This is a genomic window from Phycisphaerales bacterium (assembly GCA_040217175.1).
In the GTDB taxonomy this organism is placed as follows: domain Bacteria; phylum Planctomycetota; class Phycisphaerae; order Phycisphaerales; family UBA1924; genus JAHCJI01.
In genome coordinates this window covers 1,319,444-1,345,875 of the sequence record JAVJNT010000002.1, presented here as the reverse complement: position 1 = coordinate 1,345,875, position 26,432 = coordinate 1,319,444, and the positions used below count along the sequence as shown (strand labels likewise).

At 67.7% G+C, this 26,432-nt stretch carries 21 protein-coding genes and 1 tRNA gene; 18 read left to right on the top strand and 4 right to left on the bottom strand.

Features of this window, described 5'->3' with window-relative positions; translation table 11 throughout:
- Positions 1 to 136 precede the first annotated feature (136 nt).
- From RIA68_12965 to RIA68_12945, 5 genes are read left to right on the top strand one after another with little or no spacing between them, the layout of a single operon-like run.
- Positions 137 to 604 carry a type II secretion system protein gene (locus RIA68_12965; protein MEQ8318352.1) on the top strand — a complete coding sequence of 156 codons (468 nt, stop codon included), beginning with the start codon at positions 137 to 139 and terminating at the stop codon, positions 602 to 604.
- Positions 573 to 1,070 carry a prepilin-type N-terminal cleavage/methylation domain-containing protein gene (locus tag RIA68_12960; protein MEQ8318351.1) on the top strand — a complete coding sequence of 166 codons (498 nt, stop codon included), beginning with the start codon at positions 573 to 575 and terminating at the stop codon, positions 1,068 to 1,070. Before RIA68_12965 ends, RIA68_12960 begins: the two co-directional genes overlap by 32 nt.
- Positions 1,067 to 2,014: a prepilin-type N-terminal cleavage/methylation domain-containing protein gene (locus tag RIA68_12955; protein ID MEQ8318350.1), complete on the top strand. Its 948-nt coding sequence runs from the start codon at positions 1,067 to 1,069 to the stop codon at positions 2,012 to 2,014. Before RIA68_12960 ends, RIA68_12955 begins: the two co-directional genes overlap by 4 nt.
- Positions 2,015 to 2,650, top strand: a complete 636-nt coding sequence (locus RIA68_12950) for a hypothetical protein (GenBank protein MEQ8318349.1) — start codon at positions 2,015 to 2,017, stop codon at positions 2,648 to 2,650.
- Positions 2,647 to 3,930: a hypothetical protein gene (locus RIA68_12945; GenBank protein MEQ8318348.1), complete on the top strand. Its 1,284-nt coding sequence runs from the start codon at positions 2,647 to 2,649 to the stop codon at positions 3,928 to 3,930. The genes RIA68_12950 and RIA68_12945 overlap by 4 nt, the downstream gene beginning before the upstream one ends.
- A gap of 34 nt (positions 3,931 to 3,964) precedes the next feature.
- On the opposite strand, the gene RIA68_12940 is transcribed toward RIA68_12945, so the two are convergent.
- Positions 3,965 to 5,533: an HD domain-containing protein gene (locus tag RIA68_12940; GenBank protein MEQ8318347.1), complete on the bottom strand. Its 1,569-nt coding sequence runs from the start codon at positions 5,531 to 5,533 to the stop codon at positions 3,965 to 3,967.
- Positions 5,530 to 5,946 carry a response regulator gene (locus tag RIA68_12935; GenBank protein MEQ8318346.1) on the bottom strand — a complete coding sequence of 139 codons (417 nt, stop codon included), beginning with the start codon at positions 5,944 to 5,946 and terminating at the stop codon, positions 5,530 to 5,532. The genes RIA68_12940 and RIA68_12935 overlap by 4 nt, the downstream gene beginning before the upstream one ends.
- 144 nt (positions 5,947 to 6,090) lie before the next feature.
- On the opposite strand from RIA68_12935, the gene RIA68_12930 reads away from it, so the two are divergent.
- From RIA68_12930 to RIA68_12875, 12 genes are all read left to right on the top strand, one after another.
- Positions 6,091 to 6,177 (top strand) — tRNA-Ser (locus tag RIA68_12930).
- A gap of 186 nt (positions 6,178 to 6,363) precedes the next feature.
- Positions 6,364 to 8,538: a GC-type dockerin domain-anchored protein gene (locus RIA68_12925; protein ID MEQ8318345.1), complete on the top strand. Its 2,175-nt coding sequence runs from the start codon at positions 6,364 to 6,366 to the stop codon at positions 8,536 to 8,538.
- 31 nt (positions 8,539 to 8,569) lie between these two features.
- Positions 8,570 to 10,744 carry a GC-type dockerin domain-anchored protein gene (locus RIA68_12920; protein ID MEQ8318344.1) on the top strand — a complete coding sequence of 725 codons (2,175 nt, stop codon included), beginning with the start codon at positions 8,570 to 8,572 and terminating at the stop codon, positions 10,742 to 10,744.
- 194 nt (positions 10,745 to 10,938) lie between these two features.
- The gene (locus RIA68_12915; protein MEQ8318343.1) at positions 10,939 to 11,808 is read left to right on the top strand and encodes a GC-type dockerin domain-anchored protein; all 870 of its coding nucleotides are present in this window, start codon (positions 10,939 to 10,941) and stop codon (positions 11,806 to 11,808) included.
- 71 nt (positions 11,809 to 11,879) lie between these two features.
- Positions 11,880 to 12,311 (top strand): hypothetical protein, encoded by a 432-nt coding sequence (locus RIA68_12910; GenBank protein MEQ8318342.1) that lies wholly within the window; start codon positions 11,880 to 11,882, stop codon positions 12,309 to 12,311.
- A gap of 225 nt (positions 12,312 to 12,536) precedes the next feature.
- Complete coding sequence (locus RIA68_12905) at positions 12,537 to 15,617, top strand: tetratricopeptide repeat protein (protein ID MEQ8318341.1); 3,081 nt, start codon at positions 12,537 to 12,539, stop codon at positions 15,615 to 15,617.
- 3 nt (positions 15,618 to 15,620) lie between these two features.
- A complete protein-coding gene (locus RIA68_12900) occupies positions 15,621 to 16,355 on the top strand; it encodes a MotA/TolQ/ExbB proton channel family protein (protein MEQ8318340.1) in 735 nt (244 codons plus the stop codon).
- 3 nt (positions 16,356 to 16,358) lie between these two features.
- Positions 16,359 to 16,772 carry a biopolymer transporter ExbD gene (locus RIA68_12895; GenBank protein MEQ8318339.1) on the top strand — a complete coding sequence of 138 codons (414 nt, stop codon included), beginning with the start codon at positions 16,359 to 16,361 and terminating at the stop codon, positions 16,770 to 16,772.
- Positions 16,773 to 16,775: 3 nt separating this feature from the next.
- Entirely contained in the window at positions 16,776 to 19,559 is a 2,784-nt protein-coding gene (locus tag RIA68_12890) for a hypothetical protein (protein MEQ8318338.1), read from the top strand.
- Between the two features lie 107 nt (positions 19,560 to 19,666).
- Positions 19,667 to 21,280: a hypothetical protein gene (locus RIA68_12885; GenBank protein ID MEQ8318337.1), complete on the top strand. Its 1,614-nt coding sequence runs from the start codon at positions 19,667 to 19,669 to the stop codon at positions 21,278 to 21,280.
- Between the two features lie 42 nt (positions 21,281 to 21,322).
- Positions 21,323 to 22,969, top strand: a complete 1,647-nt coding sequence (locus RIA68_12880; protein MEQ8318336.1) for an acetolactate synthase large subunit — start codon at positions 21,323 to 21,325, stop codon at positions 22,967 to 22,969.
- Positions 22,970 to 22,980: 11 nt separating this feature from the next.
- Entirely contained in the window at positions 22,981 to 24,342 is a 1,362-nt protein-coding gene (locus RIA68_12875; GenBank protein ID MEQ8318335.1) for an aldehyde dehydrogenase family protein, read from the top strand.
- Between the two features lie 294 nt (positions 24,343 to 24,636).
- On the opposite strand, the gene RIA68_12870 is transcribed toward RIA68_12875, so the two are convergent.
- Positions 24,637 to 24,966, bottom strand: a complete 330-nt coding sequence (locus tag RIA68_12870; protein MEQ8318334.1) for a metalloregulator ArsR/SmtB family transcription factor — start codon at positions 24,964 to 24,966, stop codon at positions 24,637 to 24,639.
- Positions 24,953 to 25,417, bottom strand: a complete 465-nt coding sequence (locus RIA68_12865; GenBank protein ID MEQ8318333.1) for an SRPBCC family protein — start codon at positions 25,415 to 25,417, stop codon at positions 24,953 to 24,955. Before RIA68_12865 ends, RIA68_12870 begins: the two co-directional genes overlap by 14 nt.
- Positions 25,418 to 25,925: 508 nt before the next feature.
- Between RIA68_12865 and RIA68_12860 the strand changes: the two genes are divergently transcribed.
- Entirely contained in the window at positions 25,926 to 26,315 is a 390-nt protein-coding gene (locus tag RIA68_12860; protein MEQ8318332.1) for a hypothetical protein, read from the top strand.
- The last annotated feature ends 117 nt before the right edge of the window (positions 26,316 to 26,432 follow it).

Here is a 26,432-nt window from a genome sequence, read left to right as displayed (position 1 = left end):
GCCTGGATGGCCCAGTCGATTGCACAAACGCAGCATGGACAATGGATTCGAGCGCCGATCGGATCGATGAGCAGGGCAGTACAAAGCACAAGGGGGCCCGTGAGCCCTATTCGGAGGTAGCACGATGGTTGTTGGGATGATGCGTACACGTCGGGCTGGCTTCAGCCTGATCGAGCTGGTGATCGTGATCGCGATCCTGGGGATCCTGGCGGCCGTCGCCGTGCCCCGCATGAGCCGTGGCGCCGCCGGCGCGACGTCTTCGCGACTGCGTGCCGATCTGGCGACCATGCGGAGTGCTCTGGAGCTGTACTACGCCGAGCACAACAACACGTATCCGACGGTGGCCAACTTCGAGAACGCGCTGGTCAACCAGTTCACGGACGTCGACGGAAACCTGAACGCGACCAAGACCGGCGTGTTCATCTACGGCCCGTACCTGAAGGAGATTCCCACCATCCAGGTGGGCGCCCAGAAGGGGAACAACGGCGTGGCCGCGGCAGACGCCGCCGGCATCGCCTGGCTGTACAACGAAACGACCGGCGTGATCACCGCCAACACCGGCGCTGCGACCGATGACACCGGCACGCTGTACACGAGCTATTGATCCGATCTCGGCCGGACGGCACGGCTTCACGCTGGTGGAGCTGACCGTCGTGCTCCTGATCATTGGTGCTATCGCGGGCCTCGCGCTGCCGGCTTACGGCAGCGCGGTGGCCCGGTATCGCTTGCAGTCGGCCGTCCACCAGCTACGGGCCGACCTGGATCGCAGCGCAGCCTATGCCCGGGCATCCGGTACGCCGGTCACCGTGCAGTTCGACACCACCAACCATGTCGTGACGTTCGCGGGCATGCCCGCCGGTACCGTGGGCGGTCCCGATCTCGTGCTCGACCTCGACTTCGGCTCCATGGATGCCGAGATCAGCAGCGCGACGTTCGGCGCCGGGACGGAATACACGATCTCGGGCTATGGGATTCCGTCGGACGGCGGGACGGTCACGCTACGGAACGGCGTTTCCGGGGCCACCATCACCGTCGACGCGACGACCGGGCAGGCGAGGATCACGCCTTGAGCCGCCCAACCCGACGTCGAGGGTTCTCGCTGGCCGAGATGCTCGTCGCGATGGCCATCACCACCATCGTCCTCGGCGGCGCGGTCGCCGCCATCGGCGTGGGCGGGCGCACGTTTGGTGCGGCGACCAGCGGCATCGCGGCGGCGCCCACGCTCGATGGCATGGCTCGCATGTCGGCCGACGTCGAGTTGGCATTGCACTTCACCGAATCAACGGCGACGGCCGTCTCCTTCTACGTGCCCGATCGCACCGGCGACGGCGCGCCCGACCTGATCCGCTACGCCTGGAGCGGGAGCGACGGCGATCCGATCACGCTCTCCATGAACGGCTCGACGCCGTGGCCGATCGTGCCCTCGGTCACGAGCCTGTCGATGGACTACTTCGTCGCGACGACGCCGGCAGACGCGACATGGCACGGAGTTGCTCCGCCAGCGGCCGCCGACGAACTCGTCTTCGAACGAGCCTACAGCGGCAGTCCCGCCCAGACGTTCAGCGTCGATGATGGCGTCTCGGTCGCGGCGATCGTGCAGCCGGCGTCGCCGTCGAGTGGTCGGCCCTACGCGATTACTCGCATCATCGTTCCGATGACTGAGGCAGCCCACCAAGCCGACAACGTCAACATTTCTGTTCATCGGGTGAACATGCTGACCGCGGTACCGATGCCGACGGCACTCACGACGACCACGATCCGCAAGCAAGATCTGCCCGAAACGCTCGAGTTTGTCGAGGTGACCTTCGACACCGAAGTCGTCTTCGATGACGAGGATTTCGTGGCGATCGTGATCTCTTCTGCAAAGAGCAAGCCTTCGGTCGACGTCCCGCTCGAGAACTCGCCGCAGTTCCTCACCGATGGCTGGGTCGCGACGACGTCGGTGCCGGGGGCCTGGGTCCTCTCGGGCGCGAGAGATCTTCCGATCGAGATCTATGCAGTTGAAGCCCCCTAGGTGACTATGACAAGGATCCATCCACATTGCCGCCGCGGCTTCTCCATCGTCGAGGCGACGCTGGCGATGCTGCTCATCGGCACGACGCTGGTCGCGGCGATGAACGTCTCGGCCGCCGCACACCGGACCAGCGCCAACGCCAACCAGCGGCAGCAGGCGTACCGCCTGGCCCAAGTGCTGATGGCCGAGGTGATGTCGCAGCCGGCCGTCGGGACGGACGGCTCGAACGCAACGGGTGGCGCCCGCCTGGGCAACTTCGACCACATCGAGGACTACGACGGCTTCAACGAGAGCCCTCCGCGGGATGCGCTGCACAACCCGCTCGCGTCGGCTTCCTGGCGGTGGGGCGTGACGCTTGGCAGTCGCGCGCCCGAGACCATCGATGCACGCTCGCTCGATGCAGGCATGCGCACGGTCCTGGTGTTCGTCGAGCTGCCGGACGGCTCGAGGGTGCGTCTGCGTGCACTTCGGAGTGGCTCTTCACGCCTGGAGCGACAACACAAGGTCGTCTCCCAAGAGATCGTCCAGGTGCCGATCGAGATCGTGCTCGGCGACGGGTCTGTCCTGTACGCTGCTCCCTCCGTGCGAGCCAAGCGACCGCCCGCCGGCTCCGATCCAACGGTGGGCGTGCGATGAACGGCAGAGCGAGTCCAACCCGGCGCGGCGCGGCCTACCTCATCGCACTCCTGGCGGGCACCATCGTGACCATCACGGGCCTCAGCGCTCTGTCGATGGCCACGAGCCGATCGAAAGAGACCATCCTGACCGATCAGGCGGCTCGAGCGCGGCTGCTCGCACAATCGTCCTTCGAGCACGGGCTCGGCGCGCTGTCGGCACACTTCGACGACGGGCAGACGAGGGCCAGCCTCGAGTCTTCGTTCACCAAGAGCATCACCCTCTCCGATGGGCAACTCGAGTGGTCGCTCACGGAGATCGACGGGAGCCCATTGGATAATGCCGATGGCCCGATCGTCGTTCGGGGCAAGGCGACGTATGGACAGGCAGTGCACATCGTTGAGGGCATCCTGCCGCCATCGGGCGATCCGTACGACGTTCTTGCAACAGGTTTGTATGCCGGAGGTGAGCTCCGCATGGGGGCGAATTCGACGCTGACGTCGGACGCCGTCGTCGGAGCGATCGGTGATGTTCACGGCAGCTCTTCGAACATCAACACCGACGTCGAGAGCGCGGGCTCGATCTCGGGCTCACACTACTCGATGTCGACGACCGAGGATGCTCCGGCGCGGCGGATGCCCGAGGACACCCTCTTCGATTACTACGCCGCGCTGGGCGACACGATCAATGTCGATCTGCTGCCGACCTTCCTCGGATCGCCCGTGATCCAGAACGTTCTTCTCAGTCCCAACAGCAATCCCTACGGAGACACCAACGAGCTGGGCATCTACGTCCTCGATTGCTCGGGGGGCCGTCGCTTCGTTCTCCAGAACGTACGCATCCGCGGCACGCTCGTACTACTGGATTCGGACGAGGCCAATGTCATCATCGGGGCGGGCGTGTTCATGAAGCCAGCGTACGACTGGATGCCCACCCTCCTGGTCCGAGGCGGCGTCACGTTCATGGGGACGAACACGGGCCCCAACGAATCGATCCTGGGCGTGAATCTCAACCCGCCGCACACGCCATACCAGTTCGAGGGCGATGCCGACACGGCCGATGCCTACCCGGCTCGGATCGAGGGCGTGTCCTACGCAAGCGGCAACGTCACCTTTGCGCTCGCCCGACAGAACTTCAAGGGCACGATGATCGTTGGTGGCGACGCGAGGATCAACGGCTTCGTGCCGGTGAACATCACCTACGACCCAGGCGTGGCCCACCTGCCGCCCTACGGCTTCTTCGATGACACTGATGGAGAACTCGCCCTCGATCCATCGACGATCGTGTGGGAGTTGCCGTAGGCACGAGGCGTTAATCGTTGGACGAGCGGATCGCTCAGGCCGCCGGACGCTGGGCGGCGGTGCCGTCGGCTTCGTTCCCGCCGAGCCTGAGCAGTCGATCGAAGCCCGAGAAGTCGAGCTCGAGGAAGGCCCGGGCCATCCGCGGATCGAAGTGGGTGCCGATGCTGCGGCGGATCTCGGCGATGACCTCGTCGCGGCTGAGCGCCTTGCGGTACGCACGGTCGCTGCTGAGCGCGTCGAAGACGTCGGCCACGGCCAGGATGCGGCCGAAGAGGCTGATCTCTTCGCCCGCGGCGCCCGTCGGGTAGCCCTTGCCGTCCCAGCGTTCGTGGTGGTGCAGCACGCCGGGGAGCACGTCCTCGAGGCTCGGAATGCCTCGGAGGATGTCGAACCCGATGCGCGGGTGCCGCTTGATCATCTCGAACTCGTCCTCGGTGAAGCGGCCCTTCTTGGTGAGCACGCTCTCGGGCACGCCAATCTTGCCGATGTCGTGCAAGAGGCCGGCCAGGTGCGCGCGCTCGGCGGTCTCTTCGTCGAGGCCGATGGCCAGCGCCAGCTCCCTGGCGCCCCAGGCGACGCGCTCGGAGTGACCGCGGGTGTACGCGTCCTTGGCGTCGATGGCCGCGGTGAGCGAGCCGACCGTGCCCAGGAACATGGCCACCTGGTCTTCGTGGCGTCGGAGGTTGTCGTGGAAGACGCCAAGCAGATCGGCGACCGCGTCGAGGATCTGGATGTCGACGCTGTCGATGGCTTCCTTGCGGCCTTGCTTGTCTCCGCAGATCACCATGCCCACGGTGCGGCCGCGGTGGGTGATGGGCTCGACGAGCATCTCGCTCTTGATGAGCGGGCCGATGATGGCGTCGCTCGAATCGATGACGCGGGTCCACGCATCGGCGGGATGCGCGCGAGCGTACTCACTGCACGCACGCTCGAGCGATGCCCGGGAGATCGTCAGGTCGCCGACGATGGTCGTCGAGCCCGCGATGCTCTGCGCGGCGCCGTGGTCTTCGAGCATGACCATGGCCAGCCAGCCGTACTTCATGGTCCGCCGGACCTCCTGCACGACCGTCCGTACGACGGTGAGCGGGTTGGACACGTGGTTCATGAACCGACCGACGAACAACAGCAGGCTGATGTGCTCGTAGCTCTCGGAGAGCTGCTCGCTGAATGTACTGATGAGTTCGTCCCGGTTGTGGACGACGTCGTGCTCGCGGTCCCACGCCCACTGTCCGAGGCTCGCCAGGTGCAGCGCGGCGGCCATCCCGCTCGACGCGGCGGACTCGGTGCGTTCGAGCGGGCTGCACTCGGGCACGCCCGCGCGTTCGAAGGCCTCTGCCGAGACGGCCAGCACCACGTCGGCCTCGCCGCGGGAGGTCGAATCGCTGCCCTGGCTGAAGCCAACCACGCGCACGCCCTCGACGAGATCGCCCGGGAGGCCCTCGCACGGGCCGGCGCTCGCGATCTGCTCCATGCGGTCGCGGACCTCGTCGGTCGTGAGCAGCGTGGCCAGGCCGCTCGGGCATCGCTCTCCCATCGAGAAGCCGTGCAGCGACGACCACTTCAGGTTGATGAGTCCACCGATCTCGGCCGCGTGCTCGTTCATGCCGCCTCGTCCAGCTTGTCGCGATAAGCCTTCAGGTAGTCGGCGGCGAGCTCGAGCAGCTCCGACGGCCGGAAGGGCTTGCGGAGGATGTGCTCGACGGACGTGTCCTCGAGTTCGCTCCGGCTGATGCGGTGCTCCAGGGCCGTCAAGAGGATGACCGGGATATCGGCCGTCTGCGGATCCTGTGCGAGGCACTTCACGAGACCGATGCCATCCATGTATGGCATCTGATAGTCGCTAATGATGAGGGCGGGCTTGTGCTTCTGCGCCAACGACAACGCCGTCTTGCCATCGGCGGCCGTCAGGATGCGCACGTCGTCGGACTTGAGCTTCCACTCCAGCATGAACCGGATGTGGTGCTCGTCGTCGGCGATCAGCACGGTCGGTAGGTTGTTCGCATCGGCGTCTACCACAAGGTCGCCCCTTTCAACCGGTCGTATCGGCACTTCCGGGACGCGTGTGGAGCCGAACTTCAAAGATTGGCCAGTGGTGGCCACCCAGCCAGTACGTTCTCGGGCGTGGCTGGACCGACTACCCTTCCTTCACGAGAAGACGCCGGTGCGGTGGCCGAGCGGTTGAAGGCGTTGGTCTTGAAAACCAATGAGCCCGTTAGGGTTCCGTGGGTTCGAATCCCACCCGCACCGTTCAGGGCCGGCTCCCACGCCCCGAGCGACCGAGTTCCGAGAAGTGCGGCCGCCGGTGGCATCCCCCCGCCCGGGTCGTGCGGATCGGAAGTGCGGCAGGGGCTCGGGAGGCCCGTACCGCCGACGCAGGGACCCAACTCGTGGGGCCGTCCCAGCCCCGATAACCAACCGAAGGAGAGAACCGTGATGCGCCATGCGTATGCAACGGCTGCCGGCGTCGCCGCGCTCGCCATCGCCGCAGGACTCGTCGCCGCCGGACCCGACTCGACGTGCCGGGCCGACCTGGACGGCGACGGCGAGTTGACCGTCTTCGACTTCCTGGAGTTCCAGAACCTGTTCGCCGCGGGCGACCTTGCCGCCGACTTCGACGGCGACGGCGAGCTGACGATCTTCGACTTCCTGGAGTTCCAGAACGAGTTCGTGCAGGGCTGCCCCGGCAACCCGACCTCGCTGCAGATGGCCGGCGTGCCGCTGGATGGCTACCCGTTCTTCGAATTCACACGCGCGTTCAACGAAGGCAGCATGGTGTCGATGGCGATCGATCCGGACCGCTTCCCAGGCATCGTGGGCGAGACGGCCGACATCTACGTCGTCGCCAGCAAGACCGAGCTCGAGTGGGCCAGCGACCCGAGCCTGACCGACGTGCGCGGCATGCCGCAGGAGCACACGTTCAGCGCGCTCTCGATCGCCGACGCGGCCGTGGCGCTTACGGACAGCGGAACGCTCGCGGCTGCCGACGGCGTGAACATCTCGACGGGCTACGACCTGGTCGTCGACGTCGACCGCGACGGGGAGCTGGGCGACAACGACTTCATCGACGGGCTGGGTTCGCTCCCGGCCAATGCCAACGGCTTTAGCGTGTTTACCGACATGACGCAGATGGGCCCGCTCACGCCCACGATGATCGACAGCAGCAGCTCGCAGGGCGTGCTGCGGCTGAACTATCCGGCCGAGCTGGCGAGCGTTGGCCCGCTGCCGATCGCCATCATCGTGCACGGCGGCGGCCACGACTACCGCTGGTACGACTACCTGCAGGACCATCTCTCGAGCTGGGGGTGGGTGAGCATCAGCGTGCAGAACGACTTCGGCGGCACGGGAAACCGGCCGTTGCGGCACACCGAGGCGTTGATCGCCGAGCAAGGCAGCATCGCCGGCGGCGTGCTCAACGGACTGATCGATAGCTCGCGCATCGTGTGGATCGGCCACAGCCTTGGCGGGCGCGAGGTGGTCATCGGCGCCGAGCGGCTGTACCGCGGCTTGTTCACGCCCCGCAACTACTCGATCGACGACATGGTGCTGGTCAGCTCGATCGGCGCGAACAGCGTGGGCGACTTCGGATCGCTCGTGGCCGACCCGGGGCCCATCAACTTCCACATGATCTGGGGGTCGGCCGACGGCGACCGCAGCGGCGCACCGGGCTCGCAGACGGTCGCCTTCCGGCACTACGACCGGGCCTTCGGATACAAGCACTCGACCTACATCCACGGCGCCGACCACAACGTCTTCAACTGCTGCGGCTTCCGCAACTTCACCGGCCCGCCCGGGACCGAGATCGGCCGCCCCGAGGCCCAGCGCATCGCCAAGAGCATCTGGCTCGCGCTGGTCAAGCACTACGGCGAAGCCAACGGCGACGCGATCGACTATCTGACGCGCGCCTGGGACGGATTCAAGCCCCTCAGCGTGAGCCAGACCACGACGCTCGTGCACATGTACCGACCCGATCCGGCGGACATGGACAGCCGCGTGATCGAGGACTTCCAGACGAACCCGAGCGTGAGCCAGAGCAGCTCGGGCGGCGCGGTCTCGCTCAGTACGTCGAACACCGTCGAGGTGCGCCAGCGCGATGGCGGCGGCGGGTTCACGTGGACGCCCTCCGACCCGGCCAACGGCATGACCTACGCGTGGGAGCCTTCTGACGACTCGCGTGGCCTCGTCTTCGACTACGACGGACCGGCGTTCATCGAGTTCGAGGTGCTTCCCGACCTTGGTAGCGTGCAAGACTACGACCACCTGAGCTTCCGCGTGTGCCAGGGCACGCGGCACCCGAACACCATCGCCGAGCTCGAGCCGGTGACGTTCAACGTGTCGCTCGTTGATGGCAGCGGTGCGAGCAGCACCATCCACGTCGGCGAGTACGACGCGGGCGCGTCCGAGCCCTACCAGCGCACCGGCGTTGGCAGCGGCGCGGGCTGGCAGAACGAGTACAACACCATCCGCATCAGGCTCACGGACTTCCTGGCCGAGGGCTCGGGCCTCGACCTGACCGACGTGGCGGCCATCCGCTTCGACTTCGGCCAGGGCGAGGGATCGGGCATCGGTCGGCTGGGCCTGGACGAGATCGAGTTCACGGTCGATCCGTGAGCCACTGAAGAACGAGAAGAGAGGACACGAGATGCAACTGAAGAATACCTGTGCGACGCTGGCCGCCGCGGCGCTGCTCGCGGCCGCCGGTTCCGCCATGGCCCAGGCAACCTGCCGGGCCGACCTGGACGGCGACGGTGAATTGACCGTCTTCGACTTCCTGGAGTTCCAGAACCTGTTCGACGCGGGCGACCTGGCGGCCGACTTCGACGGCGACGGCGAGCTGACGATCTTCGACTTCCTGGAGTTCCAGAACGAGTTCGTCCGCGGCTGCCCGGCCGAGCCGATCTCGCTGCAGATGGCCGGCGTGCCGCTGACCGAGTACCCGCACTTCGAGGCCACCCGCGCCTTCAACGAGGGCGACACGGTGTTCCTGGCCATCGATCCCGATCGCTTCCCGGGCATCCGCGGCGTGACGGGTGACATCTACATCGTCTCCAGCAAGACGAACCTCGAGTGGGCCGCTGATCCGTCGCTCACCGACGTGCGTGGCGGCCCGCAGGCCCACACGTTCAGCGCGCTCTCGATCGACGGCGCCGAGGTCGCGCTCACGGGCAGCGAGACGCTGGCGGCCGCCGACGGGCTCAACGTCTCGACTGGGTACGACCTGGTCGTCGACGTCGACCGCGACGGCGAGCTTGGCGATGGCGACTACGTCGACGGGCTGGCCGTGGCCCCCGCCGACGCCAACGGGTTCAGCGTGTTCACGAACATCTCCGAGATGGGCCCGCTCACGCCGGTCATGATCGACAGCAGCAGCAGCCAGGGCGTGCTCCGGCTGAACTACCCGGCCGAGCTCGCCAGCGTCGGCCCGCTGCCGATCGCGGTCATCGTGCACGGGGGCGGCCACGACTATCGCTGGTATGACTACCTGCAAGACCAGCTCAGCAGCTGGGGCTGGGTGAGCATCAGCGTGCAGAACGACTTCAGCGGCACGGGAAACCGACCGCTGCGCCACACCGATGCGCTCATCGGCGAGCAAGCAACGATCGCCGGCGGCGTGCTCAACGGTCTGCTCGATAGCTCACGCATCGTGTGGATCGGCCACAGCCTGGGCGGGCGCGAGTGCAACATCGGCTCGGAGCGACTGAGCGAAGGCTTTACGCCCGCGAACTACACCGCCGACGACATGGTGCTGGTCAGCTCTATCGCGGCCAACAGCATCGGCGGTGGCGGATTCGAGGCCGACCCGGGCGACATCAACTACCACATGATCTGGGGCTCGGCCGACGGCGACATCAGCGGCAGCCCCAGCAGCTTCGGCGGGCAGACCATCCCCTTCCGCAACTACGACCGGGCCGACGGCTTCAAGCACTCGACGTACATCCACGGCGCCGACCACAACGTGTTCAACTGCTGCGGCTTCCGAAACTTCCAGGGCCCTGTTTCGACCGAGATCGGCCGGACCGAAGCCCAGCAGATCGCCAAGGCCACTTGGACGGCGCTCATAAAGCACTACGGCGAGGGCAACCTCGACGCAATCGACTACCTCACCCGCGCGTGGGACGGCTTCAAGCCACTGGGCGTCATGGACGGCACGACGCTCGTGCACATGTACCGCCCGAGTACGATCGACGGCGGCAGCCGCGTCATCGACGACTTCCAGAGCAACCCGAGCCTCAGCCAGAGCAGCTCGGGCGGCACCGTCACCGTCGGCGTGTCGAACGCGGCCGAGATCCGCCAGGCCGACACCAACGGCAGCCTGACCTGGACGGGCAGCGAGCCAAGCAACGGCATGAACTACGCCTTCCTCGCGTCGGACACTTCGGCCGGCATGGTGTTCGACTTCACCAGCCCGTCGTTCGTCGAGTTCCAGGTGCTGCCCGCGCTGGGCGACGTATCGGGCTTCGACCACCTGAGCTTCCGAACGTGCCAGGGCACGCGGCATCCCAACACGGTCGCGCAGCTCGAGCCGGTGACGTTCAACGTCGTGCTCGTCGACGGCGGGGGCACGCGCAGCACGATCCACGTCGGCGCGTACGAGGCGGGCGCAAGCGAGCCCTACCAGCGCACCGGCGCGGGCTCGGGCGTGGGCTGGCAGAACGAGTACGGCACGATCCGCATCCGCCTGAGCGACTTTTTGTCGCAGGGCAGCGGGCTCGACCTGACCGACATCGCCGCCATCCGCTTCGAGTTCGCCCAGGGCGATGGCTCGACCATCGGTCGCCTGGGGCTCGACGAGATCGAGTTCACGCTCGAGCGTTAGCAGGATGTTGGCATGAAGAGCGGGTGCGAACGCCGACCCCCATGGGTCGGCGTTTGACGTTCGTGTGAAGCACGGATGCGGCATCAGGATTTGCTTGGGAAAACGCATCGCTTCTGGTACACTGGAAGGAGAATCGGGCCCGGTCCGAGGGCGTCCTGCGGCGCCGGGCTCGGCATTTCGTGGGAGATATCTCGATGATCATGCTGACGAGCACCGTCCTGTCCGCCGGCCTCTTGCTGGCCGGACCGCAGTCGGACGACCCGAACCTCACGCCCGTAGAGCCCCCCCAAGCCGTCACCGCGGTGCAGCCGGCGGGCATGCCAGGCGTCGATGACGATGACCTGGACATCCGAATCGACTTCGGCACGGCTCGCGGCTCGACGCTGCCGGGCGCGTGGAACAACATCGACAACTACGCTGGCATTACGCTTGACCTGATCGACTTCAACTCAGGCGCCTCGACGGGCGCATCGATCGATGGCCTCGGCGGGGCGTGGCGATCGTTCGTGGGCGACGACGGCCCGACGTTCCCGGAGCAGGACTGGTACGTGCATCCGGCATCGGGCGATGGTGCAGGACTTTCGACCGGTCTGGCAGGGTCCTACCTGTTTGAGGGCCTACCTGACGGCGAGTACCAGGTCGAGGTCATTTCGGCTCGCACGCGATTCGACTACCTGAACACCTTCACCGTCAACGGCGTGCTTGCAGACCGCACGTTCTTGGGGACGCCCGTCGTGACGCCGTGGGGCAGCACGTCTCACGGATTGACGCCGGGCAACTGGCTGATCTGGGACGGCGTGCAGGCGGATGGCGGCGTGATCCTGTTGGATCTCCAAGCCGACGCCGGCACCCTCGGCATGATCAACGCCATGCGCATCAGCCAGACCGGTGGCGGGTGCCGCGTCGACCTGGACGGCGACGGCTCGCTGACGATCTTCGACTTCCTGGCGTACCAGAACCTGTTCGACGCCGGCGATCCGCTGGCCGACTTCGACGGCGATGGTTCGCTGACGATCTTCGACTTCCTGGCGTTCCAGAACGAATTCGACGCCGGCTGCGAGTAGGTCGAGAGGCCTGACCGAGTACCCATGGCGGCCGAGCGCGGTGTCCCGCGTTCGGCCGCTATTCTCCATCAATGCCCGCGTGGATCGTCGACAACCAGCAACTTTGGTGGATCCTGGGCCTCGCGTCGGTCGCGGTGTTCCTGGGGAGCCTCCTGGCCATGCCCGCGTTGATCGTCCGGATCCCCCGGGACTACTTCGCCCATGACCATCGCCCGCCCGCTCGCTGGGCGTCGCGGTCCCCGGCGGTGCGGCTCGTCGTGCTCGTCGCGAAGAACTTGCTCGGGGTCGTCCTGGTCCTGGGCGGCATCGCGATGCTCGTGCTACCCGGCCAGGGCCTGCTCACGATCTTCGCGGGCTTCATCCTGATCGACTTCCCAAAGAAGTACGCTCTCGAGCGATGGCTCGTCCGCCGGCGCTGGGTGCATCGGCCCCTGAATTGGGTGCGTCGCAAGCGCCGACGCGAGCCACTCGTGCTCGCGAACCCGACCACCGACCTTCCATAATTTTCTTCGACTACCAGGCCTTTGCACAAGCCCAGTGGCGGCACGATCTTGCGATCGCTGCCCGGTAGCGAGTTCGTAGTCTGGACGCATCCGGCCCTGGATTTCTCGTGCAATCGGTGAATCGCGACAGGGTCGGCTTCCCAAAGACTCCTGTTGCACAGGGCCCGGCACAGGGAGGCGCCGGGCGGAGAGAATCGGTGTGCGGCTAGGCCGGGAGGTGTGCCAATGCGCGCCCTGCTCGCGATCGCGATGGTGGTCCTTTGTTCGCACGCCGCGCCGGGGCAAGACGGCGATCGGTCGCTGCGCACCGCCAACGGCCTGCTGCAGCGTGGGCTGCACGCCGAGGCCGCCACCGAGTACGCGCAGGCGTTGCGCTCGCTCGATGATGCGACGTCACGAGACCAGGCCCGCTACGGGCTGGCCGTCGCGCGGTACAACCTGGGCGAGGATGAGGCGGCCATCCGCGTGCTCAGCGAGCTGGAGACCGGCTCGCGGTTTGCCTTCAAGGCCGACGCCGACGTCCTGCGGACGCACCTCTATTTCCGCCAGAAGGACTACGCGCGAGCCGCTACGGCGGCCCGCGACGCCATCGCGCACCGCGACCACGCCGGCTGGGCCGGCAGCGCCAGCCTGCTGATCGAGAGCCTGCATCGAGCCGGGCAGCACGCCGAGGCGACTCGTGCGTATCCAGAAGTCGCCGATCGCCTGCAGGCAGGGACCGACGCCGCCCGCCGCGCCGCCTACTTCGCCGGCCTCTCGCAGTCCGCCATCGCCAGGCGAGACCAGGACCACGCGCGGGCGGCCGAGTGGTTCGCCCGTGCGGTACCAAGGCGGGGCCGCGACGACCTCTCGGACCTTGCGCTGTTGCAGCGGGCCGCGTCGCTGCGCAGCTCGGGCGACGTGAACGGCGCCATCACCACGTACGAGCGCGCCATCGCCACCGGAGATCGCACCAAGCCCGACGCGATGCTCCAGCTCGCGTCGATCTACCGCGTCGAGGGCCGCTCGGGCGAGGCCGCCAACCTGCTGCGCTCGCTCGCCGAGGAGGCGCCACGCCACCAGCCGGCGCGCGTGCAGTACGAGCTTGGCCTGGCGCTGCTCGACATCGACGAGCCAAACGACGCGGCTCGGGCGCTCGATCGGGCTGCCAGGCACGACGCCGGCGAACTCGCGGACGGCATCGCCTACTGGCGGTCAAAGGCCGACCTCCGCCGGGGTCGCGATGAAGACGCGGCCGAGAGGCTGGGTGAGGCGATCGATCGCTTCCCTCGGAGCCCGTTGCTCGCCGAGATGCGGTACGACCGAGCCGTGGCACTGCAGCGCGCTGGCGACGACGAGACGGCCTTTGCGCAGTTTGGCCAGTTCGTCGAGGCGCACCCAGACCACCCGATGGCGCCCGAAGCGCTGTTCGCGCAGGCCTCGCTCGCGCTGGATGCCGATCAGCTCGACACGGCCGCCAAGCTCGCCGGAGCGTTCGAGGCGCAGCACGCCGATCATCCTCTCGCGTCTCGGGTCGAGTTCATGAGGTCCGAGACGGCGTATCGCGCGTCCGACTTCGAAGCTGCGGCCGAAGGCTTCCGCGGCTTGCTGGACGTCGAGGACGAGCGCCTCGCGACGCAAGCCCGCTATCGCCTGGGCATGAGCCTGCACGCCATCGGCCGCAGCGTCGACGCCGGGCCGCACCTGGCGGCCGTCACCGATGGCAGCCGCACGCCGGCCGAGTTCGTACCCGCGCTGTTCGCGCTGGGCGAGATCGCCTTCGATGACGATCGCTGGCCGGACGCGCAGCAGCGATTCGCCGACTACAGATCGGCCGCCGGCACGGAGGACGACAGCGCCGACGACGCCGCGATGAAGATCGCTCTAGCCCAAATCAGGCTCGGCAACACGGCCGACGCCGTGCGGACGCTCGACTCCCTGCTTTCGACCTGGCCCCGCAGCGAGCACGGCGCGCACGCGATGTTCGAACTGGGCCAGGCGCGAGTGTCGATGGGCGAGGACCGCGCCGCCGAGCGCATGTTCGCCCAGCTCCTGGAGCGATACGGCGAGACGAGGTTCGTGCCCTACGCGCTTCGTCACCTTGCCGCCATCGCATCGCGGCAGGGCGATGCCGAGCGCGCCGCGAGCCTGTATGCGCAGGCCGCCGAACTCGGTGGCGAGGCGCTGGCCGATGAGGTTGCGATCGACCGCGCTCGGGCGTTAATCAATGCCGGCCGGCCCGACGAGGCTGCCCGGCTGCTCCGCCGCGCCGAGGGCCCGGCCCGGGCGTGGCGGATCGTCGCGCTCAGCCGGGCTGGCCAGCACAGCGCCGCCGTCGAGGCCGCGGAGGATTACACCCCACGGGGCCTCGAACCAAGCGATGCGGCAGTCTTCCATTTCGCGCTCGCGACCAGCCTCCGGCTGTCGGGCGACGCGGCCCGAGCGATGCCGCTGCTCGAACAGCTCGCGCGTGGCAGGTCGGCGGTCGCGCCGAACGCGGCGCTCGACCTCGCCGATCTGCAGATCGCTCAGAAGCAGTTCGCGCCGGCCGCGCAGATCCTGGAGCCCCTGCTCGAGCGGGATGGCCTCGCGCCCGGCGTAGCGTCCATCGCCGCATACAAGGCTGCGTGGGCTCGATACCAGCTGGGCGATCACCGCGCCGTCGTGCGGCTGCTCGACGATCGTGATATGGCCGACCTCACAGGGCCCGCCTCGCTGCTGCTGGGCGAATCACTGCTCGCGCTCAAGCGTGGGCGCGAGGCCGCCGAGCAATTCGCCGCCGCGCTCGCAAAGCCGAGCGCCGAAGTCGACGCCGAGGCAGCGTTGCTCCGTCTGGGCGAGGCCCACGCCGCCGCGCAGGACTGGCGCAACAGCCAGGCGGCCTACGAGCGGCACCGGCGCGAGCACGCCCGGTCGCCGCGGTGGTACATGGCCGAGTTCGGCATCGGCTGGGCGCTCGAGAACTCGGGCCGGCCCCGCCAGGCGATCGACCACTACCGCGCCGTGGCCGACAAGCACAAGGGCGACACGGCGGCGCGGGCACAGTTCCAGCTCGGCGAGTGCCTCTTTGCGCTGGGCGAGCACGAGGACGCGGTTCGTGAGCTCTTGCGCGTCGACATCCTGCACGCGTCGCCAACCTGGAGCGCGGCGGCCCTCTACGAGGCCGGGCGATGCTTCGAGGCCATGGGCAAGGTGGGCGAGGCCCGGGCCCAGTACCGGGCCGTGCAGGAGCGATTCACCGAGAGCACGTGGGCGGCCGCTGCGGGCGAGCGCCTGAGCGCCATCGCCGGACCGGGCGGCGGGCGCGTCAATGGACGAGGAGGCTGATCGATGTTGCACGCCTATGAGATGCTGCTCGCCCAGGGCGCACCGCCGTCGGTGTTCGAGCTGGCGACCAAGGGCGGCGTGATGATGATCCCCATCACGCTGTGCTCGCTGGTCGTCGTTGCGGTCGTGCTCGAGCGGCTCGCCGTGCTGCGACGCAACCGCATCGTGCCGCCGAGCTTCGAGAAGAAGCTGCACGCGGCGATGGAAGGCGGCGGCTCCACCCAGGCGCGCGAGGCCTGCAAGAAGCACGACAGCCCCGCCGCCCGCGTCGTGGCCGCCGGGCTCGACAAGCTGGGCCACAAGGCCGAGATCGTCGAGAAGCACCTGACGGCCCAGGGCGACGCCGAACTCTTCCAGATGCGCCGTCGGCTGCGCATGCTCACGGTCATCGCGTCCATCGCCCCGCTGCTGGGCCTGACCGGCACGATCTTCGGGATGATCCAGGCGTTCCAGGTCGTGTCCGAGGGCGGCCTGGGCAACGACGAGCTGCTCGCCGGAGGCATCTACGAGGCGATGATCACGACCGCCGCGGGCCTGCTGGTGGCCATCCCAACGATCATCTTCTACCACTGGCTGGTGTCGCGCGTCGACGGGCATGCGCGCGAGCTCGACCGCATCGCCGTCGACTTCATCGAGCGCTACGTGCTCGAGCCGCAGGGCCGGCCACGCCACCCGGTCGCCCACGAGAACGGCACGACCAAGCCGGAACCGGCAGTCGCCGTCGGCGCGGAGGCCTGAGCCATGCTCATCGGCAAGAAGCAGGACGACGCGGGCCCCTCGATCGAGATGACGCCGATCATCGACATGGTGTTCCTGCTGCTCATCTTCTTTCTGGTCGCGACGACGTTCCAGCAGAGCGAGCGCGAGCTTGCCATTGCCCTGCCCGAGGCCGAGGCCGCCGGCCCGATCTCCACCATGCTCCGCGAGATCATCATCAACATCGATGCCCAGGGCCAGATCATCGTCGGCGGACAAACGCTCACGCTCGAAGAGCTGCGCACGCTCGTCGCCGACGCCGTCCGCGTCAACCCCGAGCAGAAGGTCTCCGTGCGCGGCGACAAGGACATCGACTACGGCCGGATCGCCCGCGTGCTGGACGTCTGCAAGGCGGCGGGCGTGCAACAACCCTTCCTCGACACGGTGCCGCTGGGGTAGGCCATGCCGTCGCGTTCACGCTTCATCCTGACCGTGCTTGCCCTTGGCGCCCTGGCGTGCGGCGTCGTCGCGGCGTGGTGGTGGTTCGACGCTGACCGGCTCGCGTTCTACACCGACGACGCCTCGATCCGAACCTCGGCCGAGGATGCACCGGTCCGCGACATCCTGTGGCGGCCGCCCGCGCCGCTGCGCACCGTGGCCGGCGAGCCGATCACGGGACGCGATCCGATCATCTCCGCAGATGGTGATACGCTGCTGCTCACCCAGAGGAGCTCGCTGGGCGACGCCGACCTGTTCGTCGCGGGCCGCGTGGGAGACGCCTGGACGCAGCCGCGGGCGCTCGTCGAGCTCAACACCATCGACAACGAGCTGGCGCCCGCGCTCTCCGCCGACGGGCAGCGGCTGTACTTCGCGTCCGACAGGCCCGGCGGCGCGGGCGGGCTCGACGTGTGGATGTCCGAGCGCGTTGGCGATCGCTGGGGCGAGCCCACGCCCCTGGCGCTCAATACACGCCATGACGAGACCGATCCGCACCCGCTCGTTCGCGATGGGATCGAGACGCTGCTTTTCGCCTCGAACCGGCCGCGCGAGATCGACTTGCAACCCGAGCCGGCAACCGACTTCGACCTGTACGAGGCCGCTATCGACGGCGCACAGCCAACGCACCTCGGAGACCTCTCGAGCCCGGCCGACGACATTGGCCCGGCCGTCACGCCCGCCGGCGACTTCGTCTACTTCTCGTCCGATCGCGAGGGCGGCTTGGGCAGGGGCGACCTTTATCGCGCCCGGATCGGCACGGATGCCTCGTTCGGCGAGGTGCGCACGCTCGGGGCGTCGATCAACACGGCGGCCGACGAGCGCGATCCCTCGCTCGCGCTCGAGGGCTTCGCCATCCAGTTCGCGATTCTCGACGAGGACGGGCCTCGCCTGCTCCGAGCCGTGTCACGCGAGGTCTACCTGGCCCGCAGTACGACGCGGGGAGACCTGCTGTCCCTCTTGCCGTGGATCCTGGTCGCGCTCGCGCTGGTGCTGGCGCTCGCGTTGCTCCGCCGGGTCGTGCGAGATGCGCAGTGGCAGGCGCGCATCGCCACGCTCGGCTTGATGGCCAAGTGTGCGCTCGTGAGCCTGGTCGTGCACGCCGGGCTGATGGCGCTGCTCGCCGCACTGCAGGTGCCACCAACCGCCGGCCAGCCGACGGGCCAGACCGAGGGCCTGCAGGTCGCGCTCTCGTCCTCGGCCGTTCGCTCGTCCGCCGCCGAGCAGATGCGCGGCTCGACCGCGCCGGCGGCGCTCGCGCAGGCATCGACCGACACGCCCGCAGCGCCGACGGTGCTGGCCTCGGCGTCGGATGCGTCCATCACGTTCCAGCCGCAACGAACGACGGCGCCGACCGGGTCTCCCATGCAGGCCGCGGTAACCATTCGCGAGAGCTCCATCACCGCCAGCACGAGCCAGGCGAGCGATGCCAGCGTGTCCGCGATGCCGAAGCTCGAGGCCCCGACGCCGCAGATCGGCCTGCCCGAGGCACAGGCGGCCGTTGCTCCCGAGACTGCGGAGGTCGGCATCGGCGCTCCGACGCTGGCCGAGGGCCCGTCGATCCCGCAGTCCAGCGCCGTGGAGGTCGGTGCCGGGTCCGAGTCGGTCCGGATCGAGGCGGCGGAGTCACGCGTGGCCGATGCGGCCCGGTTCGCACCGTCGACGGGCGTCGGCGAGGCGGCGCCGACCCCGAGCGACGCGACCGAGCTCGAACTCGCGGCCGCCTCGTTCGACCTGCCCGAGTTCGACGCGCCGACGCTGGCGCTGGCCCTGCCGACCGAGGGCGACGTCGATGCGATCGTTGATGAGCCCGGCGAGGCACCGCTGCGCATGGCCGAGGCCAACGCCCGCAGCGTGCCGGCGCCGATTGCCGGAGACGTTGCTTTGCCCCTCAGCGAGTTCGACGCCGCCGTCGCCACGCCGGAGGTCGAGCAGGCAGCGATGGCCGAGGAGCCCATCGAAGCGGCGCCCGTCGACGACGTCCGAGACCCAGTCCTGGCGCTCGACCTGCCGCCGGCGCGCTTCGAGCCGCCCGAGCTTCGGCTGCCCGAGGCCGTCGCCCACCGGTTCGAGCTGCTGGGCATGGTCATCGACGATCAGACCGAAGCGCCGCTGCCGGGCGCGCAGGTGCGCCTCGACCTCGAGGGCACGGCCGACCTGACCGATACCTCGGCCGACGACGGCACGTTCCTGCTTGGCTTCGACCAGATCCCCGACAACGCCGCCCTGACGGCGAGCCTCGACGGCTACACGCCGGGCGCCATCAACATCGCCCAGCGCGATCTCCGGGCCGGCCGACGGTTCGTCGTGCGGCTGCGCAAGATCGATCCCTTCGTCATCGTCATGGAAGACGAGCCTGAGGTGCACCACCTGGGCAACGATGAGTTCAGCGGCCGCATCAACAGCCAGTTCCAGCGTCGCAGCGAGGGGCTCGTGCTGCAGATGCCCTTCGAGATGACCGAGGCCCACGCGAACCTGCCGCTCCGCGGGGCCGAGTTGCGGCTGCTAGTCAAGGGCACGCAGGCGCCCAACCCCGTGCGCATCAACGGCCGCCAGATCGCCACGCTCGCACAGTCGCCCAACGACGGCGGCTTCGGCGAGCAGGTGATCTCCATCCCCTCGGGCGTCCTCAAGCTCGGCAGGAACGTGCTCGAGCTGGAGTCGGTCGCGCGCCCGGGCAGCGACAAGGACGACTACGAGTTCGTGAATCCCCGCGTGGTCCTGCTGGTCGACGACGACGCCGCGATCTGAAGCTCGAACGCGGAGAGGCGGGCTCGCCCGAAGGGCCGAGAATCGGCTCGGGCGTGGCATCTCTGCCTGACCGCGCCCGTACGATGGTTCCTCGCCAGGAGGAACCCATGACACTTTCGCTCGTCCCGAATCGGTTGCTCTGCGTGCTGCTGGCGTTGTGCCTCGGCGCCAGCGTCGCCGCCGCCGCATACGCCAACGACATCGACCGCGTCAACAGCCTGCTCAGGCGGGCCGAGACCAACCTCGAGTCGGTCGCCGCCAGTGTCCAGGGCCGCACGTCGCCGCCGCGGGGCTCGGCGGGCAAGCTCTTGGCTCGCCGCCTCGAGATGGCGCTGGGCGACATCAATCCCGCGAAGGACTTGCTCGAGAAGATCCCCGCCGGCACCGAGGGCCGGGCCGAGGCGGTCGAGCGTTACACCGCCGCGGCCAACGAGTACAACCGCCTCCGGGCGTTCCTCACCGGCTCTGACGCGCCCGCCGAGCCCGAGACCGGCACCAAGCTCGACTACCGGCAGGAAGAGCTGCTGCGCAACGCGACCTTCCACATCCGAGAGGTCGAGGGCAACGCCCAGGTGCTGACCGAACGGACGGAGCAACTCCGTGCGATCGACGACCAGCTCTCGATCAACTTTCGCGACGTGAACGGGCTCCGAGAAGTCGTCGCCAACGCGCAACGCAAGGCCGGATTCGCCAACGACACGCTGGGACAGCTTCCCGCCGATGGTCGCGGCGTGTCCGAAGCCCGCCAACGGCTCGTCAACGCGCAGGCAAAGGTCGTCACGGCAGAAGACTACCTCCGCCCGCTCGACGCACGACTCGAAGAACTGATCGACCCCGCGAACTATCCCGAGTTCGACACGGACTACAAGCGCTTGCGCGAGCTCTCGATCATGTTCGCCAGGCCCGAGATGTTCCAGACCCAGCCCGTACTCGCCGGCGAGACCTTCGAGCAGGGTCCGGCCGCCAAGGACGAGTGCCTGCGCATCGCACGCAAGTACGCCCGCCTCATCCAGCAAGGCACCGCCCAGGGCGAGCAGATCGAGGGCGTTGGCAACGGGTTCCTGCAGAATCACGCCGAGTACCTGGCCGAGGCCGAGCGGCAGAAGGCCGCGCTGCCCGGACAGATCCGCGAGCACATTGCTACCGCACGTCGCTACGGAGACGAGGCCGTCGCCGAGCAGAAGCCCCTGTGGTTCACCGGCGGCATCCCGCAGGTCATGGGCTTCGCCGACGAGAAGATCACGCTGCTGACCGCGCTCGACGCGAGCGCCGGCGCTGCGATGCGTGGGCAGTTCGATCAGGCGCAGGCCGACCTGAAGCAGCAGGCCGATTCCCTCCGCGAGCTCATCATCCGCGAGAACACCATGCCCGGCGATAACTTCCAGGGCGCCGATCGCGACGAGGCCATCAAGATCGCCATCAGTGGCTGGAAGGTGCAGCAAGAAGAATTTGAGTTGCTCAAGGTCCGCATCCCCGCCCAGGCCTGGGCCCGCGAGACCAAGTGGACCTACAGCAACGGCACGTGGTACTTCTCCGATCGCTCGAAGCTCCAGGTCCGCCTGCTCGTAGCCGACAAGGACAACCCCGAGCTTGCCATCGACCGGCCGATCAACGTGTGGAAGGACCACCAGAAGGGCGACACCATGATCGGCGTGCCCCTGTTCGGCATCGACGACGAATTGCAGCCGAGCGACTACATGCTTCGAACGAAGATCGAGTAGGCCCGTCTTCCAGGCCCGCGTGCCACTGGGAAGGAACATCGCATGAAAGCATCCGACCTCTTCGTCCGCTGCCTCGAGGAAGAGGCGATCCCGTTCGTCATCGGCGTGCCGGGCGAAGAAAACGCCGACATGATGATGTCGCTCGAGGACTCATCGATCGACGTGCATATTACCAGGCACGAGCAGGGAGCCGTCTTCGCCGCCGCGGCATACGGCAAGCTCACCGGCCAGCCAGCAGGCTGCATCGGCACGCTCGGACCGGGCGCCACCAACATGGTCACGGGCGTGGCCGACGCCAACATGGACCACGCTCCCGTGCTGGCGATCTCGGGCCAGGGCTCCACCGATCGCCTGCACAAGGAATCGCACCAGATCATGGACGTGGTCGCGATGTTCGACCCGGTCACCAAGTGGGCGACGACGATCCGCACCGCCGAGTCGATCCCCGAGGTCATCCGCAAGTCGATACGGCTCGCTCGCGGCGAGAAGCCCGGAGCCGTACTCGTCGAGCTTCCCGAAGACATCGCCAAGCGCAAGACGGACGCGAAGCCGCTGACTCCTCGCCGCTACCGGCGTCCAACGCCCAACGCCGACACCATCCAAGCCGCGGCCGAGCTGCTCGCGACCGCCGACCGCCCGATGGTCCTTACGGGTAACGGCGGCATCCGTACACGCGCCTCGGCAGAACTGCGGTCTCTCGCAGAAGCATTCGGCTTCCCGGTCGTCTCGACGTTCATGGGCAAGGGCGCCGTATCGATGGACTCGGAGCATTGCCTGTTCACCGTCGGCATCCAGCAGCGAGACGAGATCGCCCAGGAGCTCATCGAGGCCGACGTCGTGCTCGCCATCGGCTACGACCTCGTCGAGTATCCACCCGGGAACTGGGTGGGCAATAAGACCCGCATCATCCACCTCGACTTCCTGCCCGCCGAGATCGATGCGTCGTACCACCCGGAGGTCGAGCTCGTGGGCGACGTCGCCGCCGGGCTCGTGCAGCTCCGCCAGTTACTCGAGGGCAAGCGCGGCCAGCACCGCCACGCCGATCGCCTCGCGCGTGTCCGCAAGTCGATGCTCGACGAGTTCGCCCAGCATGCCAACGACGACACGAAGGGCATCATCAAGCCCCAGAAGCTGCTGTGGGATACGCGGCAGGCGCTCGGCCCGAGCGACGTCCTGCTCAGCGGCGTGGGCGCGCACAAGATGTGGATCGGCCGCCACTACCAGTGCATCGAGCCAAACACGTGCCTCATCCCCAACGGCTTCTGCTCGATGGGCCAGGCGCTGCCCGGACTGATCGGGGCAAAGCTGGCACGCCCCGACGACCACTGCGTAGCCATCTGCGGCGATGGCGACTTCCTGATGAACGTGCAGGAGATGGAGACCATCACCCGCATGGGCCTGGACGTCGTCGCCATCGTCTGGGAAGACAAGGCCTACGGCCTCATCGAGTGGAAGCAGGAGGCCGAGTTCGGCAAGCACACCGACCTGTCCTTCGGCAATCCCGACTGGATCGGCCTGGGCGAAGCCTTCGGCTGGCGGAGCGAGCGGGCCGAGAACAGCGCCGACTTCTTGCCGGCACTCAAGCGGGCCCTCGACCACCGCGGGCCGTCGCTGCTCGTGGCGCCCGTCGACTACCGTGAGAACATGAAGCTCACCGAACGCCTGGGCCACCAGGTGTGTCGCATCTAAGAGGAATCGGCATGCTCAAGGACACGTACCCCTTCTACCTCGCCAACAAGCCCCAATCGCCCAACAGTGACCTCGAGGTGATCGACAAGTACACGGGCGACGTCGCCACACGCGTCGCGAACGCCGGACCCGAGCACATCGAGAAGGCCATCGAGGCCTGCGCTGAGGCAACAGAGCCGATGCGCAAGCTCCCCTCGTTCGAGCGCAAGCGCATCCTGACCCACTGCGTCGATCGATTCCGCGAGCGGTCCGACGAGCTCGCGATGGCGCTGTGCATCGAGGCCGGCAAGCCCATCAAGGACAGCGAAGGCGAGGTTGGCCGGCTCATCGACACGTTCCAGATCGCCGCCGAAGAGGCAACCCGCGTGGGCGGCGAGGTCATGCCCATGGACATCTCCAAGCGTGCCGAGGGCTACCGCGGCATGACCCAGCGCATCCCCATCGGCGCATGCTCGTTCATCACGCCGTTCAACTTCCCGCTCAATCTCGTCGCCCACAAGGTCGCACCGGCCATCGCGTGCGGCTGCCCGTTCGTCCTGAAACCCGCCGAGAAGACGCCCATCGGTGCCATCATCCTGGGCGAGATCCTGGCGGAGACCGACCTGCCCGAGGGTGCATTCAGCGTCCTGCCCTGCGACGTCGAGCACGCGGGGCCGTTCACCACCGACGAGCGGCTGCGCCTGCTGAGCTTCACCGGATCGGACAAGGTCGGCAAGAAGCTGCTGTCCCAGGCCGGCATGAAGCGCGTCGTGCTCGAACTCGGCGGCAACGCCGCGTGCGTCGTCGATCGCGGCGTCGACCTGGAAGACTGCGTCAAGCGCATCATCTTCGGCGGTTATTACCAATCGGGCCAGAGCTGCGTCAGCGTGCAGCGCGTCATTGCGCACGAGGACGTGTACGACGAGCTGCGCTCACGCCTCGTCGAGGCCGTGAAGGACCTCAAGAGCGGCGACCCGAAGGACCGCGACGTCTTCATCGGCCCGATGATCAACGAGGAATCGGCCGAGCGCGTCGAGTCGTGGATCCGCGAGGCCGCCGACGCCGGCGCTACCTTGCTCGCGGGCGGCACTCGGACGGGGTCGGTGCTCGAGGCCACCCTGCTCGAGGGCGTGCCCCGCTCGGCCAAGCTCTACCGAGAAGAAGCGTTCGGCCCGGTCGTCATCATGTCAAAGTTCTCGTCCTTTGACAACGCGATCGCCGAGGTCAACGACAGCCGCTACGGGCTCCAGGCCGGCGTCTTCACCAACGACGTGCGCCGCATGTACGACGCGTGGGATCGCATCGAGGTCGGTGGCGTCATCATCAACGACGTGCCCTCCTTCCGCGTCGACCACATGCCCTACGGCGGCGTCAAGGACTCGGGCATTGGCTGAGAAGGCATCCGCTCGGCCATCGAGGACATGACCGAGGTCCGGCTCATGGTGGTCCGCCGCGTCTAGGCTGCGTGCCGTGATGCGCGTCAAGGGCGAACCAGCGACGCGCCACGCCTCCACCCGCGTCGTGTTCATCATCACGCCTCTGCCCAGAAGCGGCTGAAGAAGCCAGCTTGGCAACGAGCTCATCGATCTACCCGACGAATTCGACGACATCGTCGCGTGGTTCCGCGCCAAGCAAGCCCGCTTCGACGCGAGCCGGAACTTCCAGCTCGGCTGCGGCAAGCCATCGCATCACTCCTCGACAGATGCCCGCAACCGCTCGATTGCCTCGTCCCACTGCGCCGACGCGCGGGCCAGGTAGTCGCCGGCCTCCGAGAGCCGATCGGGCCGGAGCGCGAACCGGCTCTCCCGCCCGACGCGCGTCGATGAAACAACGCCCGCCCGCTGCAACACGCGCAGGTGCTTGGTGACGCCCTGCCGCGTCAGCTCAAGCCCCTCGGCGAGCTGCGCGATGCAGTGCTGCTTCCCGTCCTGCAACCGCGTGACGAGCTCCAAGCGCGTCGCGTCGCCCAATGCAGCGAACACGGCCGCAGGATCGATGGCCTCGCTACTGCTCGACATGGGCGGCGATGTTCCCGGCCTGGATGTCCCAACCCTCGGTGTTCGAACGCAGCGCTTCGAGCCGCTTGGGCTCCGGGAACTGCAGGAAACCCGACTCGGTGATCGTCAGACGCGTGCCGCCGTTCGCCAACGGTTCGAGCCGGAACTCGACGAGCACCTTCGCGTCGGCGTCGTACTCGGTGTCGGGGTCGATCGCGCTGGGCGGCCATGAGAACGCAAACACGCGCTCGTGCTCCATCCGCTCGGTCACGGAGACCCATTCCATGTGCTCGTACCCGGGATAGGTGATGTTGCCGGTGGTCGTCTTGCCGACTTCGAACGGGCCGTCGAGCCGAACCCGGAACCACGCCCCGAACTCCGCGTGATCGGTGAGCGCCCGCCAGACCCGAGCCACCGGTGCCGCGAGCTCGACGACCTTCTCGATCCGGTCCTGGTACTTGTGGATGCTCATTACGCAACCTCCTGGTTGCATAATCCTACCCCGGTTGGCCGCAAGTAGCCACCGCCAGATCGCTCTCGTCGCGGCAACGCCAGCACGCCTGCCCAGCTATCGCTCACTTTCAAAGGAACACAACGGACGGCCACGAGGTTCCCCGGGCGATGCACCGGAACCGCGTCCCAGCCCGATCCTCCCGTCGCGACCGCAGGGACGCCCTGCAGGCATCGCTGGACGGCACGGGCCTCTCCCTCTTCTGACGCCGGTCGGTCGCCTCCCGGCGATCGCGTGCGCCGGCCGTGTTGGGTCTTGAACCCCCGACCGGCCCGACCCATCCCCTGAATCTCAATAGACCGCGGACCCTGCCGGCAACACCGGCCCCGGGTGCTGGTCATCGCGTCCATCGATGTCCGCTCGTTGCTCGATCGCCACGAGCGGCGGAGCAGTGACCGTGTGCGCACGCTCGCAGCACTTGACACGAGCTGCATTCGACGCTGCTCCAGAAGACCGAAAGGAACACGACATGCATCCTCGATTCATCACCAAGAACATCCACGCTCTGCTCGACTACCCCGTCGCGCTTGCCCTGATCGCCGCGCCGTTCGTGCTCGGGCTGGGCGAGTCGGCCCCCGCCGCCAAGTGGCTCTCGGTCGGTACCGGCATCGCCGCGCTGATCCTGACCATCAACACCGACCACATGCTCGGGTTGTTTCGAGTCCTGCCGTACCGCCTCCACGTGCTCGTCGACGGGCTCGTTGGCGTCACGTTCGTGGTCGCGCCTTTCGCGCTCGGCTTCACGGGCCTCGACGCGTGGTACTACTGGGCCAACGCCGCCGCCGTGCTCACCGTCGTGAGCCTGAGCAAGCCGAGCTCGCTCTCGGCGACGCAGGCAGAGCTGCCGGCAACCGCGTAACGCCCTGCCCGAACACCGAACACGGGGACCGGTGATTGCCGGTCCCCGCTGTTCGAGAGAATGCCGTCGTAGCGCCATCGCTCGACATGACTCGTTTGCGTGCCGACGACTAGACAG

Excerpts from the sequence above, each read along its gene's own strand:
- RIA68_12965 (MEQ8318352.1), top strand. The coding sequence starts at position 137 with ATGATGCGTACACGTCGGGCTGGCTTCAGCCTGATCGAGCTGGTGATC.
- RIA68_12945 (MEQ8318348.1), top strand. The coding sequence starts at position 2,647 with ATGAACGGCAGAGCGAGTCCAACCCGGCGCGGCGCGGCCTACCTCATC.
- RIA68_12865 (MEQ8318333.1), bottom strand. The coding sequence starts at position 25,417 with ATGAGCATCCACAAGTACCAGGACCGGATCGAGAAGGTCGTCGAGCTC.
- RIA68_12900 (MEQ8318340.1), top strand. The coding sequence starts at position 15,621 with ATGTTGCACGCCTATGAGATGCTGCTCGCCCAGGGCGCACCGCCGTCG.
- RIA68_12925 (MEQ8318345.1), top strand. The coding sequence starts at position 6,364 with ATGCGCCATGCGTATGCAACGGCTGCCGGCGTCGCCGCGCTCGCCATC.
- RIA68_12940 (MEQ8318347.1), bottom strand. The coding sequence starts at position 5,533 with ATGAACGAGCACGCGGCCGAGATCGGTGGACTCATCAACCTGAAGTGG.
- RIA68_12870 (MEQ8318334.1), bottom strand. The coding sequence starts at position 24,966 with ATGTCGAGCAGTAGCGAGGCCATCGATCCTGCGGCCGTGTTCGCTGCA.
- RIA68_12875 (MEQ8318335.1), top strand. The coding sequence starts at position 22,981 with ATGCTCAAGGACACGTACCCCTTCTACCTCGCCAACAAGCCCCAATCG.
- RIA68_12905 (MEQ8318341.1), top strand. The coding sequence starts at position 12,537 with ATGCGCGCCCTGCTCGCGATCGCGATGGTGGTCCTTTGTTCGCACGCC.
- RIA68_12880 (MEQ8318336.1), top strand. The coding sequence starts at position 21,323 with ATGAAAGCATCCGACCTCTTCGTCCGCTGCCTCGAGGAAGAGGCGATC.
- RIA68_12885 (MEQ8318337.1), top strand. The coding sequence starts at position 19,667 with ATGACACTTTCGCTCGTCCCGAATCGGTTGCTCTGCGTGCTGCTGGCG.
- RIA68_12920 (MEQ8318344.1), top strand. The coding sequence starts at position 8,570 with ATGCAACTGAAGAATACCTGTGCGACGCTGGCCGCCGCGGCGCTGCTC.
- RIA68_12915 (MEQ8318343.1), top strand. The coding sequence starts at position 10,939 with ATGATCATGCTGACGAGCACCGTCCTGTCCGCCGGCCTCTTGCTGGCC.
- RIA68_12860 (MEQ8318332.1), top strand. The coding sequence starts at position 25,926 with ATGCATCCTCGATTCATCACCAAGAACATCCACGCTCTGCTCGACTAC.
- RIA68_12895 (MEQ8318339.1), top strand. The coding sequence starts at position 16,359 with ATGCTCATCGGCAAGAAGCAGGACGACGCGGGCCCCTCGATCGAGATG.
- RIA68_12910 (MEQ8318342.1), top strand. The coding sequence starts at position 11,880 with ATGCCCGCGTGGATCGTCGACAACCAGCAACTTTGGTGGATCCTGGGC.
- RIA68_12960 (MEQ8318351.1), top strand. The coding sequence starts at position 573 with ATGACACCGGCACGCTGTACACGAGCTATTGATCCGATCTCGGCCGGA.
- RIA68_12890 (MEQ8318338.1), top strand. The coding sequence starts at position 16,776 with ATGCCGTCGCGTTCACGCTTCATCCTGACCGTGCTTGCCCTTGGCGCC.